Origin of the sequence: Shewanella sp. TB7-MNA-CIBAN-0143 (assembly GCF_040310065.1) — a bacterium.
Lineage (GTDB): Bacteria > Pseudomonadota > Gammaproteobacteria > Enterobacterales > Shewanellaceae > Shewanella.
Genome location: NZ_JBEOPL010000007.1, coordinates 128,250 through 142,186 on the forward strand (window position 1 = coordinate 128,250; position 13,937 = coordinate 142,186).

Here is a 13,937-nt window from a genome sequence, read left to right on the forward strand (position 1 = left end):
CTCGCATCAATACCAGAATCATTAGCTCAAATAACAACCTCAAATGGCCAAATAAGCCATTTAAGGTTATCTCGATTGAGAAACTTATAACGCGAAGCTTTCTGAACAGCACTAAAATCGATAAGGAAATCGCAGACTGATTTGGTAGTCTGGTGAATCTTCTGTTAGTCCAGCACCCATTGATGTCACCATAGACAGATTGGGCGATAAGGCTAACGTAGCACCAATACCTAAACTCGCAGTATTGGTGTCAGTACGAGGGATTTTCTCCCACTCTCCACCTTCTGGTCTTTGTTTGGTCTTACTGTAAAATCGCTGATTAAAGCTCATACTCAAACTCATTCGTTCGGAAACCGCAAAGGCCAATCCCACGCTGTAATCCAGATAATTGCCTAAATCAATTTCACCGGGGCTTAACCCTGGTGCGCCAGATAAGTCATCAAAGCTTTCTTTAAAACTAGCACCGTAATTTAAATTAAAAAACACAATCGCAGGATCAAACGTTTTTGCTAAGCTAAACCCTGTCGATACCCCCCAAACACCTGAACCCGTTGCCATTTCTGTAGGATAGGTTAAATTGCCGGTATCAGATGTTTCAAGCGAGATCCCAAAAGGATCTTTTCCCGTTGGCGCGCGAACTCTGAAGTTCCATACCCAATCGGGCCAATCTACAGATTCAGTATTAATGCGGTAATAAACTGCACCACTGACATCCCCTATTTGACCACCACTAATTTTAGCCGTTTCATATCGTTGACTAGAGTTGCCTTCCCCCACAGAGTCATACTGAGTCCAACGATATAGATACGGCAAACCGAGCTCAAACTGCCAGTTTTCATTTAATGTATAGCGGGTAGTGAGATCCAATCGTGTTGTATTAGTGCGAATACGATCTAGGTTTAAGTTACCCAAAAAAATAGCATCAAGTGCTAAAAAGCCTCTAAGAATGAGATCTTTACGGCTGTAGTAACTATAGGTAAATGAGGGTTCTACGGTAAATTTCCGAGAGAAGACATTATGTGCTTCTTGTAATACATCATCAGTACTTCTTGCTCTGTCTGGCGCTTTTTTTCGTTCTGTTGTGTTGCTGGCGATTGCGCCTTGCTGGCTTGATTGAACATCTTGTCGCTCGGCTGACGATGTTGCAGATGATGGTGCAGATGATGGAGTTGATGGTTGCTTAGTCGTTGAGGCGAGATCTTTCGTGCTGGCTTGTCTGTTTAATGCCTCTTGCTTGAGCACCTGTTGAGCCATCTGATTAATGGTCTGTTGCTGTAATTTAATTTGTTGATTCAACTGAATCAATTTCTGTTTAAGTACTGCGATATCTTGTTCAGATAAGGTTGTTTCTAAGGCTGGTTGAGGATCAGTATCTGCAGCATACGCAGGTACTGCCAATATTCCAGGCAGGATCACTGCGACAGCTGAGGTCCATTTCTTATTCATAAATACATCCTTGGCTTGTACAAAATGAATTAAAATCCTAGTGCGGTTAAATCGCTGATTTGCCTACCAAGTATATTTGACTCAATTGGTCCAACAGGCATACCGTCATACCTTAGTGTAGACTGGTTTATCACTCCATGACTGAGTCCATCAATAAAAATGCTTTGAACTAACTGACCATTGCCATTTTGATAACTAATACCTTGACTGGCTCTGCCTGAAGCCAGTTCGACCTGATAGCCAACTGTATTACCGTTAGCCGAAAACGTGGTGTTGCCATTATTACTCACAAGCGTTGTGCCGACGGCAACATTAATCCCTTGCAGTAGCGGGGTTAATCGCCCTTGAGCCATATCTAATTCATTGACGGCTAAGTTTTTACTCCCAGCGATTTGAATTCGTTGTTGTAATCCTGCTGTTTGACCCAAAGCATCTAACTGAAACCCATTGTTACTACTAATGGCATTGGGATCGCTGATAGTAATATTCACTGAGGGCTGATTGTCGACTTGAGAAAACTCAATTTGCATTCCAACTTGTTGCTGGACACCATTATCTTGAATAAACTGCGTTTGCATCTGCAAGCCAAAGTAATAATCTTGGCCATTATTAGTGTATTTACCTTTCATTGATTCCAATTCAAAGTCTGTCAGCACTTGGCTATGTTGGAATACCGTCAATGAAGGCGAACTGGCCATCACAGGTGCTGCAATCGTCAGTAATAGCATCATGCTTAGTTTCATAACTTCCTCCTTAAAGCATATCTGAATAAGAAAAACCAAACTCAAGTAACTCAGCATCCGTCATAGGTGAGAGCGGATCGAGTGCCTTAAACGTTAGTTTTGCTCTTGGATGTAGTAATGGATTATCACGTCGATACTCTTGCCCAATAACCACAAATACAACCCCATTCCACTTTTGGGTAAACTCATCCATTGTCATGATCCTATTACCTAATGCGGGATCGCCTAAATAGACTTCTCCGCGATCATGTCGACGAAAAACCACAAAGTGGCTATAGCCACCATCATTAAGTAATACAATGGCAGGTATCTTGAGCAACAACATTTCAGCTTCACCGACTTTATATCCCCGCCCCCTTAATCCTTGAGATTGCAGATACCGTTTCATATTAAGCAGTGAAAATCCTTGCTCTTGTACCAATGTCAGATCGGCATGCTCTAACATGCCAATTAACACTTCCTGCTCATTTATATCTTGACGGTCATAGGCATATTTCAACAAGCTAGCTAGACTTGCGGCACCGCATGAAAAGTCGGTTTTTTGCTCTATAACATGCTCAAATTTTCGCTCACGTATACTCTGAATAGATTTAGAATAGGTTCCCATACCCGGCACGACACCCGTTAATGGGATATCTGCTGAGTAACTGTAATAAGTGAGACTAAAGCTGGACATGATCAGCAGTGCAATCATTAAATTAGTTATGTCGCGCATAAGATGAATCAGGGGGTTACCCCCCTGCCTTATTCATAACGTATCATTAGGTCTTTACTCGCCAGAAATGATCTCTGCAGGACCCGTAATGCTTGTTAAAGCAAGGTTATTTGACTGAAGGTTACCCGTACCACTGGCCAAGTTAACCCCAATGTTACCCGATGCATTCTGGAAGGCTGTTCCAGCTAATAATGAAGAGTTATTAGACTTCTGAAGCACAGTTTGAACAAAGAAAGGTAATTGACCACTCACGGTACCATTAAGCGCTAAATCACCTTCTTCATCAAAGGTCATCACTTCAGCACCAGATGGATTTTCTGTATCAAAATCAACATGACCCACTACAGTTCCTGTTCCTGAATTATGTTCTCCGTCACCTTCTAAAATAATTTCTGGATAATAGGCATCATTTAAAGCGGACGTACCTTCATAGGTTCCTCCGGCATCAAGAACAAGATCCACATCGACATATTCCACGCTATCCTGAACAACCCCTATATTCATCGTGCCGTTATGCCCAGTACTTTGCACATTAGACACACTGGCTTCACCTAAACGACCATTGTATGAAGACGCGGCCATATTGTTAGCCTGAATATTGTTGTTACCTGCAGCAACATTGACACCAATATTACCTGAGGCATTCATGAACGACGCACCATTGATGGTTGATGTATTAGTTGAGGCTTCGTTCCACACACCATTAAAACCACCCATTTGAGTACTGAAGATTTCAGCATCACCAGAGCCAAAAGCAAAACCGGCATCAATAGAAGCTAATGCAGCTGAGTTACTTTGCGCATTAAAATCACCTGCCGCTTGGTTAACACCAATATTACCGCTTGAGTTTTCAAACGCATTACCAGATATTTTAGCGTCATTATCGTGATAATAATTTTCAACTAAATTTGCGCTAGTTTCCTGTACATTTTCAACTACAGCCATGCCTAAACCATTAGCCGTGATAGTGCCTTCAATGGTCACTTTACCTTTATATTTAAGCTCTTTAGATACATCTATTTTTTTATCTAATTCAACACTACTGTCTGAATCTGTCATTCCATTTGCATATGCAGAACTACTCATTATTGCTGCAATACTTAGCACTAGAGTGAGTTTTTTCATCTTCCATTCCTCCGATCGATGATTATTAATTCCCGCTTGGTAACTGCAACGAGAACTGGTTAATGGCAACATTATTGTCACCAGAAATTTGATTAATCTGCATCACGCCCTGCGCATCCAAAAAACTGTCTGGAGCGATGTCGGCCTGATAGTGTGATAATTGATAAGATGACGGTGCCAATTGGCTCGACACTTGAGTTAAGGCTTCATCATTCAACCCTTGCCCTATGATGGTTTCTAGGGTCGAGTCCATGGCAATGCTGCCTATGTTAGCTTGTATGTTTTGCTCACCGCTGACTTGATTAATACTGGCTAAGCCTTGAAATTGAGCAAAGGCTTGGCTGTCTATTACTGCAGTAAGTTGCTTATTAAATTCTGATAATGATGGTGGTTGCGGTAATTGGTTGTAATTAATCGTTTGGATAGACGTGCGTTGGCCTAATGCATGGCTGTTAGACTGAATATTAAAATCGCCAGCAGCTTGGTTGATACTTGCCCGACCTGCGCCTTGCATCACATGTGAACCAATCACCGTTGAATCATCAGCGTATGAATGAGCAACCAGCAATAGCGCACTGAGCTGTATTGCTCGCTTCAATGATAATTGCAACAATTTGCAATGTACCTGGCTAATGATTTCCATAAGATGTTCCTTCCATATTTGATAAAAGGATATAGCAACCCTTATGCCAAACATGAAAGTTATTAAATTTCATATAGATAGCGTTTTCTAGATCAAGAGGAATTCTTAAAGTTAAGAATAAAAATAGCTAGGTTATTGATATAAAGCTTAATTCTATTTTTAGGTACAATCTTAATATTAAGACTGAATAAGCAACTAAATAGTGTCTCAATTAAACCAATTACATCAGCGGTAAACGATGTTTGTCCATGAGTCGATAAAAGGTTGCCCTTGAAATATCTAAATAACTTGCTGCAAGCTCAACTTGACCGTCTGCAATCAGAATAGCCTGTTGTAAGGCTTGTTTTTCAGCATTGTCTTTTAAGGTTTTAAGCGATAGCGCAATGTGGCGTTTTTTATCGATATTAGCTAACTCTAGATTTTGTGCACTTATCTGCGGCGTGTCGCACAATACCACCGCTCGGCGAACACGATTAATTAACTCGCGGACATTTCCTGGCCATGGGTAGTTTAATAGTGCATGGCAAGCTGATTGCGATAATGGCTTTGTCACAAGTCCATATTCATTCGAATACACCCGAATAAATCGATTGGCTAAACCGATAATATCATCACGCCTTTCTTTTAACCTTGGGGTAATAATAGTTATGCCATTCAAACGGTAATAAAGGTCTAACCTAAAACGGCCTTGATCAATGGCGCTTTCCAAATCAACATGAGTCGCCGCTAAAATACGCACGTCAGCCGATTGCGGTATGCCGCCGCCCACTGAGTCGTACAACCCCTCCTGTAAAAAACGCAATAAATTGACTTGCAACTCAGCGGGTAAATCACCAATTTCATCTAAAAATAATGTACCACCGTCAGCCAATGCAATTTTGCCTTTCCTGTTACTTGTTGCTCCCGTAAAGGCACCTTTTTCATGACCAAATAAGTCCGATTGAATTAAGCCAGCAGCCATAGCACCACAGTTAACCGTAATAAAAGGTCCATCTTTCCTAGAAGATAATTGATGTAGTTTGGTCGCCACTAGTTCTTTACCAGTGCCAGATTCACCTCGAATGAGCACCGGAATATCTGTCGGTGCAACTCGCTCAACTTGACGAAATAACTGTTGCATGACGTCCGATGGATACACCGATGGATCGGTTTCTTTGCCAGCTAATTCAGGCTGTGGAACATGATGCTGTTGCTTTAATTTAGATAAACCAATGCCATGACCCAAGCATTTCGCTAATCTTTCAGGATCAATAGGGCTAGTACAAAAATCCCAAGCATATTGCGCAATAAAAGTTGTGATCGCTGCAATGTCGAGTTGTGATTTATTGATGAGTACAATGATATGGACCCTAGGGTCTAACTCTCTGACCAGATAATTGATTTCATTTATGATATTTTCTTTTCGAAGATCGATTAAACACAGGGCACAATTGATGGGAATTTTATTTTGATCATACTTATCAATGTAGTGAAGCTGAAAGTCTAATCGAGAAAGTACTTCATTTAGCTCATTACACTGAAAACCTGCCATTAGTAATGGTTCCATGTTGATATCCTTTCGATACAGTGAGCACCAAAGTGCTAACACAAGGTTAGCCTGTGCATCTTATCTATAGATATAACCGGATAATATTACTGAAATATAAACCCTGATCATTGGCTAATCGTTTATATCTTCGGTAATTTAATACATCAATAATGTCGTCACTCATAGCTAGTATCATTATTTGATTCAATATTAATACATAGTCAGAACCACACTTGGTACATTTTTAATCATCTTTTTATCGACTTATCACCCCAGATTAACCGTAACGATGACTAACTTTAGTGTATCTGTTATCTCAGCTACATCTTTCTTATGATCTTAGTATGGTATAGAAGCGCTAATAGTATATAAAAAGCAGCAATTAAATCGCCATATCTGCAACATTTAACGACCTCCAAAGAGGTTAACTTCAATCCATAATTTAAAAACGATTTACTGACACGAGTCTTAAAGTCCTATTAAACCCTCTAAACAACTGTGTTATAACTATAACGTAGACCGCCTCACGGGCAGTAAAGTCGTTAAATGCAACCCAAAGATAGACATCTAGGGTCCTAAAGGAACCATCATGATTAAACACAGTGCTTTTATAATGTTAAGTACATTGGCATTAACCTTATCTACTGCAGTTAATGCTGGGCCGCTCTCAAAAGATGTTGAAGAGATGCGTGTATCAAAAGCGGGGCAAACTATGCCTAATGTGGTTAATCGTTATCAAGCGATCAGTGATACTTTAGAGGTCAAGTTAGCCCAATCTACTGATGAGTTAGCCGTTACCGAAATGGCAGCGCATCAAGGGCATAGGTTATGGCAGCAAGCTGTACGAGATGTACAATCGGGACACAGTGATGATCGCTCCTTGTACTGGAGTCGTTTAAGCATGCGTAACGTCCTAAAGCAAGAAAAAGCCGGATTCAATATGGCCGATTGGCAACGTGATATTTTAGTCAAAGCAGTTGAGAAGTCCTCTCGCGGCTTTAGCGATATTACGTTTTCTCCCGATACACAAATTAATATTTTAGTGACCGGTTTTGACCCCTTTTTCCTTGATAGAAATATTGGCCAAAGCAATCCATCAGGTTTAGCTGCATTAGCACTCGATGGTTATCGTTTTGAGGTTAATGGTAAAAAAGCCCAGATCGAAACCGTAATGATTCCAGTAAGGTTTAGCGATTTCGACAATGGTATTATCGAATCGTTACTCACGCCGTTTTATCGTGAAGACAGTGTCGACATGGTGTTTACCATTAGTATGGGCCATGAAAACTTCGACATTGAACGCTTTCCTGGACGAAATCGCAGCGCAGAAGCTCCAGACAATTTAAATGTATTAACGGGTGCCAGTCAGCGCAATCCTAAAGCGCCATTATTTAACGGTGGTACCTCTGCCGATGGCAAATTAAATGGCCCTGAGTTTGTGCAATTCTCTTTGCCCGTTGAAGCAATGGCGGCAGTGAAAGGGCATTGGAGTGTTAATGACAATAATCAAATTAGCACCTTATCTCGGGGACAATTTAAGGCATCATCACTGGCTGAACTACAAAAAGAAATTTCTGTAGAAGGCTCTGGTGGCGGCTATTTATCCAATGAAATTTCCTATCGCAGTATTTTACTTCGAGATCAATTTAACTTGAATTTACCGGTAGGACACATTCATACTCCACGTATTAAAGGTTACGACTCACAAGTAGAGTCAGACATTGTCGAGCAAATACGCGCCATGATAACTGCAGCGGCGAACACACTGTAATGTCTACCAACTAACTTAACAGGCCGATACTTTACTTGCCTGAACCTTTCATTAATCATTCAGGCAAGTGAAGCAATTCAACATGTTTAAAAGTATTTTTAATCTCACTCAGCGCGCACACCAAGTATTAACGCAAGATATCCACGAAAAGGAGTCTTCGTTATCAGTGGGCTCTCGAACCCACCCATCGCTGAACACTTCCGTTAGTGATCCTTTACAACAGCAGATCTTGGCCAAAGTCGAAATGGACTACCTATTAGCCGAACAACATTTTAAACGTCAATTCCCACGCCCTAGTGTGCATTTCAGCTTACGTGGAAAAAGCGCCGGCACAGCACATTTACAAACCAATAAATTACGCTTTAACCCGGTGTTACTGGCTGAAAATCCGGATATTTTTATTAACGAAGTTGTTCCGCATGAAATTAGCCATTTAGTCTGTTTCCATCTCTTTGGTAAAGTAAGACCTCATGGTAAAGAATGGCAGAGCGTAATGCTGACGACATTTAATATTACTCCCAAGACCACTCACCAACTCAATACTCAGTCTGTCAGTGGCCAACAATTCGAATATTTTTGCGGTTGTGGCAGTATCAACTTAACCATAAGACGTCACAACAGAATTGTCCGAGGCCAAACTCAATATCGCTGTCGCCGCTGCCAACAAACATTAACCCCTTTTAACCCTAAATAACCTTTGCTCGGAATAATAAACGGTATCAATTGCGTCATCGCATCTGATGGCTTAACATCAGCCAAAATGACAGGCTAAGCCTGCGCTGTAATGATGTTTTTGTTAATTTTTAGGGTTTAATTTTGCGCTTATCATCCACACACTCTTGGTTATTTGGGGTGTCGCTTCTGTGCGGCATTTTTTCATCCACACTTATCGCTGCAGAACATCCAAGTAGTTTTGGTAAAGCGAAAAAAGTTGCTAAAAAGATTTACCAACAACACCTACCCCTCAGTACTTTTTATTGCGGCTGCGACATCGCCATAGCAGGCAAATTATGGCAAGCAGATCATGCTAGCTGTGGCTATCAGGTTAGAAAACAAATTATTAGAGCCAACCGTATCGAATGGGAGCATGTGGTTCCCGCTTGGGAATTTGGTCATCAACTGCAATGTTGGCAAGACGACGGCCGTAAAAATTGTGGTAAAAACAACAAGCAATTCAAAAAAATGGAAGCCGATTTACATAATCTCGTTCCTGCTGTTGGTGAGGTCAATGGCGATCGCAGCAACTTTAGGTTTAGTGATTGGGGTGGAAAAGCGAATCAATACGGACAATGTGAAATGATTGTCGACTTTAAAGGCCGCAAAGCACAACCGCCTAAACGAGCAAGAGGTCCTATCGCTCGCACTTACCTCTATATGCAACAAACCTATGGTCTACAAATTAGCAGTAGCCAACAAAAACTGTTTAATGCATGGGACAAAATGCAGCCAGTGACGGCAACTGAGTGCAAGCGTGATACCTTAATCGCTGCTAACCAAGGTAATCATAATGATTTTGTATTCAAACAATGCCAAAATAACGGCTTAGTTCGTTAATTGACGATTAAGCTTCCCTTGAACAATTGGTTAAATAAGGTCAACACTGATGAGAGTCCCACGCATTTTTCAGCCCCTAGACAATTTACAACAAGGGCAAACTCTTCAATTAGATGAGGATGGTGTCGCCCACATTGGCCGAGTATTGCGCATGGGAATGGGTGATCGCATCAGCTTGTTTAACGGTGACGGCAATGATTACTTAACTGAAATTATTGAAACCAGTAAGAAATCGATTGCTGTCACGGTCTTAAGTTGTGAGGCTAACAACAGTGAATCGCCGTTAGACTTACATTTAGGCCAGGTGATTTCACGCGGAGACCGGATGGAGTTTACGGTTCAGAAGTCAGTAGAGTTGGGTGTAACAACCATTACTCCGTTATTTTCTGATCGTTGTGGTGTCAAACTGAGTGGTGAGCGCTTAGACAAAAAACTGCAACAATGGCAAAAAATTGTTATCAGTGCCTGTGAACAATCTGGCCGCAGTATTGTTCCGGTTGTTCGTCCTGCAATGACATTGGCACAATGGTGTGAAGAATCCACCGAAGCCTTAAAACTGAATTTGCACCCGAGAGCCTCACACGGTATTAATGGTTTGCAGTTATCCGGTCAACACCACAAAGTAAGATTATTAATTGGCCCAGAAGGCGGTTTATCTGACGAAGAAATTGCCATGACCGAAACCCAACATTTTACCGATATTTTATTGGGACCAAGGGTACTTCGTACAGAAACGGCGTCATTAACTGCCATTACCGCATTACAAGTTAAATTTGGCGATATTGGTTAAATTAAACCGATATCTTCCCTGCACATTATTAAAGGATACACACATGATTAAGCTCGGTATTGTTATGGACCCGATTAGCGACATAAACATCAAAAAAGATTCGAGCTTTGCGATGTTATTGGACGCACAAGCACGCGGCTACCAATTGTTTTATATGGAAATGCATGACCTTGCGATGGTCAACGGCAAAGCCATGGCCACGATGCGTGAATTGTCGGTTAAGCAAGATGCTGATCAATGGTTTACCTTAGGCGAGTCAGTTGATACTCCCTTAGCCGAACTTGATGTGATATTAATGCGTAAAGATCCACCATTTGATACCGAATTCATCTACGCGACTTATATGCTCGAACGTGCGGAAGAAGAAGGCGTATTGATTGTTAACAAGCCACAAAGCTTACGTGATGCCAATGAAAAACTGTTTACGGCATGGTTTTCTGAATTTACCCCAGACACTATTGTTACCCGCGATGCTAAACGCATCAGAGCATTCCACCAGCTAAAACAAGACATCATTTTAAAACCGCTAGATGGTATGGGCGGTACGTCTATTTTTAGAGTGAAAAAAGATGACCCTAACGTTGGCGTGATTATCGAAACATTAACCAGTTATGGTCAACAATACGCGATGGCGCAAGCCTTTATTCCAGAAATCACTCAAGGTGATAAGCGTATTTTAGTGGTGGACGGTGAACCGGTACCTTATGCATTAGCCCGTATCCCGATGAAAGGTGAAACCCGTGGCAACTTAGCTGCTGGCGGTAGTGGTGTAGCCCAACCATTATCGGAAAGTGATTGGAAAATTGCTCGTGCTATTGGTCCAGAATTGAAAAAGCGTGGCCTTATTTTTGTCGGCTTAGACGTTATTGGCGACAAGTTAACTGAAATCAATGTGACTAGTCCAACCTGCATTAAAGAAATTGAAGCAGCGTTCGATGTTAATATTACCGGCATGCTTATGGATGCCATCGAAGCCCGTATTAGTCAGCAAAAATAGGATTAATCATGCATTTTTTATCTACCTACCAACGGATAATCGGTAGATTATTATTGGTATCTAGCTTGATCATAACGGGTGCAATGGCTGATGAAGTCGTTATGTCACCTGTAGTCGCTAATACAGCAAGCAATAATGTGCCAACCGTCGGTCCATCAAGACCCAAAAATATTATCATTATGATTGGAGATGGTATGGGACCGGCTTACACCACAGCTTATCGTTACTATAAAGATAATCCTGAAACGGAAGAGATTGAACAAACGGTTTTTGATCGCTTACTCGTTGGTATGGCAAGCACTTACCCAGCTTCTATCAGTGGTTATGTCACCGACTCTGCCGCATCTGCCACTGCATTATCAACTGGAGTTAAAAGTTATAATGGTGCCATTGCCGTTGATACCGAAAAACGCCCACTCACAACCTTAATGGAAAAAGCCAAAGCATTAGGCTTATCTACTGGCGTAGCGGTTACCTCCCAAGTAAACCATGCTACACCGGCAGCATTTTTGGCTCATAACGAAAGCCGTAGTAATTACATAGACATTGCAGAAGCTTATTTAGCATCTGATGCTGATGTGATTCTTGGTGGTGGCCAGCAATATTTCACCCCAACATTACTTGAGCAGTTTAGCGCGAAAGGCTACCAACACATCACTGAATTCTCTGAGCTAGAATCAGTGACTACGCCAAAAGTATTGGGGCTGTTTGCTGATGTACAATTGCCTTGGGTGATTAATGATAAACAAGCGCATAAACTCAGCCATATGACCCAAAAGGCATTAGATTTACTATCACAAAATGAACAAGGTTTTGTGTTATTGGTAGAAGGCAGCTTAATTGACTGGGCAGGTCACAGTAACGATATTGCTACCGCGATGGGTGAAATGGATGAATTTGCATCCGCTATCGAAGTGGTTGAACAATTTGTTCGCCAAAGTAAAGACACCCTTATGGTTGTGACAGCAGATCATAATACCGGTGGATTATCAGTTGGTGCACATGACAAATACGAATGGCACCCTGAAGTACTGCATAAGGTTCAAGCCAGCCCTGATGTCATTGCTACCCGTGCCATTGCCGAAGATAACTGGCAACCTTTAACGGCGACGCTACTTGGTTTTACACCAAATGAAGCGCAATACAGTCAATTACAAAGCGCACGCATGCAAGGTAATGAGCCATTATCAATCGCACTGCGTAAACTCATTGATATTAAATCGAATACCGGTTGGACAAGTGGCGGTCATACCGCGATGGATGTTCAAGTCTTTGCAGAAGGCCCAGGTGCGAGATTATTTAGCGGTCATCAAGACAATATTGATATTGCGATTAAGATGTTTAGCTTACTACCGCAATCGGTGCAAACACCTTAATCACTGACTGACTGACGACTATGTCTAACACAATCCCCGTTATCGAAGTGGGGGTTGTGTTAATATCAGCGTGTTTATCTTATCACTAGCATTATGAGCAACCGACGTGTTAACAAATCCTTCTCAAGCGTTAATTAGAAACAGCAAATACTTTCAGCAACACAATGTGTTAGTGCTCAATTATGAAGCTGATACCTTTGCACATCAATGTCTTGAGTTTGCCGATAATGTCACCGCCCTAGCGCTAGACTTTAATCATCACCTCACATTATCCTCTTGCGCTAATGAAAAATTACAATGTTATTTTGGCCATCAACTGCCTGAGTCATTAGCTGATGCAAAATTTGATAGCGTCATTATTTACTTTCCAAAAGCTAAACCGTTAATGGGTTATTTACTGCAACTGGCTGCACAACATTTAAATATCGATGGCCAATTGATGATTGTGGGTGAAAATAAAGGTGGAGTTAAATCAATTGATAAACTCACACCTGATTATTACTCAACCCCAATCAAGCAAGATAATGCCCGCCATTGTCTAGTGTATGTCAGTTATTTAACCCAAGCAGCACCAACGCTATCCATAAGCGATTGGGTAAGCCAATATTCACTAGAAACCCCACAGGGAACACTGCAAATTTGTAATACTGTCGGTGTTTTCAGCGAGAAACGTCTCGATCAGGGTACCGAATTACTGCTGTCACATTTACCGGATAACTTACGCGGCAGAGTACTCGATTTTGGTTGTGGTGCAGGGGTCATTACAGCTGCATTGCTAAAAGCCAATCCAGAGTTAACCATTGAGTGCATTGATATCAATGCAATGGCGTTACTCTCATGTGAATTAACCCTAGCAGCCAATAGTATGCAGGCAAAGGTCTATCCTTCAGATGGGTTTAATCAAATCTCAGGCAAGTTCGATGGTATTATCTCCAACCCGCCATTTCATGATGGGTTAACCAGCACGACTGATATTGCCACGCAATTTGTCCAACAAAGTGCTATTAGGCTGACATCACAAGGTGTATGGCAGATTGTCGCTAATCGCCATTTGCCTTATTCAGAGACGATAGCGACGCATTTTGGCAAAGTGAATGTGGTAGCGGAAAACAATAAGTATAAATTGTATTTCCATCAACACTCATACCAATAATACTCCGCACCTCAAACCGCTTCACTTATAAGCGACAAAGCAAGCTTACTGCTGGAAATGCAGATTAATATCAGCTAAATTGGCTTAAAGGCAAAA

At 41.5% G+C, this 13,937-nt stretch carries 13 protein-coding genes; 7 read left to right on the forward strand and 6 right to left on the reverse strand.

Translation table 11 applies throughout. The features are described 5' to 3' along the window. Positions 1 to 111 precede the first annotated feature (111 nt). From AAEY97_RS07840 to AAEY97_RS07865, 6 genes are all read right to left on the reverse strand, one after another. Complete coding sequence (locus tag AAEY97_RS07840) at positions 112 to 1,446, reverse strand: transporter (protein WP_350997868.1); 1,335 nt, start codon at positions 1,444 to 1,446, stop codon at positions 112 to 114. 29 nt (positions 1,447 to 1,475) lie between these two features. Next, positions 1,476 to 2,189 carry a hypothetical protein gene (locus AAEY97_RS07845; protein ID WP_101086188.1) on the reverse strand — a complete coding sequence of 238 codons (714 nt, stop codon included), beginning with the start codon at positions 2,187 to 2,189 and terminating at the stop codon, positions 1,476 to 1,478. 10 nt (positions 2,190 to 2,199) lie between these two features. Next, the gene (locus AAEY97_RS07850) at positions 2,200 to 2,904 is read right to left on the reverse strand and encodes a C39 family peptidase (protein WP_242445110.1); all 705 of its coding nucleotides are present in this window, start codon (positions 2,902 to 2,904) and stop codon (positions 2,200 to 2,202) included. Between the two features lie 54 nt (positions 2,905 to 2,958). Continuing rightward, positions 2,959 to 4,029: a FapB/FapC family functional amyloid domain-containing protein gene (locus AAEY97_RS07855; RefSeq protein WP_101086189.1), complete on the reverse strand. Its 1,071-nt coding sequence runs from the start codon at positions 4,027 to 4,029 to the stop codon at positions 2,959 to 2,961. A gap of 25 nt (positions 4,030 to 4,054) precedes the next feature. Beyond that, entirely contained in the window at positions 4,055 to 4,672 is a 618-nt protein-coding gene (locus AAEY97_RS07860; RefSeq protein ID WP_350997871.1) for a FapB/FapC family functional amyloid domain-containing protein, read from the reverse strand. 220 nt (positions 4,673 to 4,892) lie between these two features. Next, positions 4,893 to 6,218, reverse strand: a complete 1,326-nt coding sequence (locus AAEY97_RS07865) for a sigma-54 dependent transcriptional regulator (RefSeq protein WP_335690596.1) — start codon at positions 6,216 to 6,218, stop codon at positions 4,893 to 4,895. A gap of 571 nt (positions 6,219 to 6,789) precedes the next feature. Here AAEY97_RS07865 and AAEY97_RS07870 point away from each other — a divergent pair. The 7 genes from AAEY97_RS07870 (at position 6,790) to AAEY97_RS07900 (ending at position 13,841) form a co-directional block, all read left to right on the forward strand. Then, positions 6,790 to 7,971: a PA0049 C-terminal domain-containing protein gene (locus AAEY97_RS07870; protein WP_350997874.1), complete on the forward strand. Its 1,182-nt coding sequence runs from the start codon at positions 6,790 to 6,792 to the stop codon at positions 7,969 to 7,971. A gap of 82 nt (positions 7,972 to 8,053) precedes the next feature. Continuing rightward, entirely contained in the window at positions 8,054 to 8,665 is a 612-nt protein-coding gene (locus AAEY97_RS07875; RefSeq protein ID WP_350997877.1) for a SprT family zinc-dependent metalloprotease, read from the forward strand. Positions 8,666 to 8,823: 158 nt separating this feature from the next. Next, a complete protein-coding gene (locus tag AAEY97_RS07880; RefSeq protein WP_350997997.1) occupies positions 8,824 to 9,525 on the forward strand; it encodes an endonuclease in 702 nt (233 codons plus the stop codon). A gap of 49 nt (positions 9,526 to 9,574) precedes the next feature. Then, positions 9,575 to 10,315 (forward strand): 16S rRNA (uracil(1498)-N(3))-methyltransferase, encoded by a 741-nt coding sequence (gene rsmE / locus AAEY97_RS07885; RefSeq protein ID WP_101086195.1) that lies wholly within the window; start codon positions 9,575 to 9,577, stop codon positions 10,313 to 10,315. 43 nt (positions 10,316 to 10,358) lie between these two features. Further along, positions 10,359 to 11,312: a glutathione synthase gene (gshB, locus tag AAEY97_RS07890; protein WP_101086196.1), complete on the forward strand. Its 954-nt coding sequence runs from the start codon at positions 10,359 to 10,361 to the stop codon at positions 11,310 to 11,312. 101 nt (positions 11,313 to 11,413) lie between these two features. Further along, positions 11,414 to 12,688: an alkaline phosphatase gene (locus AAEY97_RS07895; RefSeq protein WP_254439906.1), complete on the forward strand. Its 1,275-nt coding sequence runs from the start codon at positions 11,414 to 11,416 to the stop codon at positions 12,686 to 12,688. Between the two features lie 106 nt (positions 12,689 to 12,794). Further along, positions 12,795 to 13,841: a methyltransferase gene (locus AAEY97_RS07900; protein ID WP_162022254.1), complete on the forward strand. Its 1,047-nt coding sequence runs from the start codon at positions 12,795 to 12,797 to the stop codon at positions 13,839 to 13,841. Positions 13,842 to 13,937 lie beyond the last annotated feature (96 nt).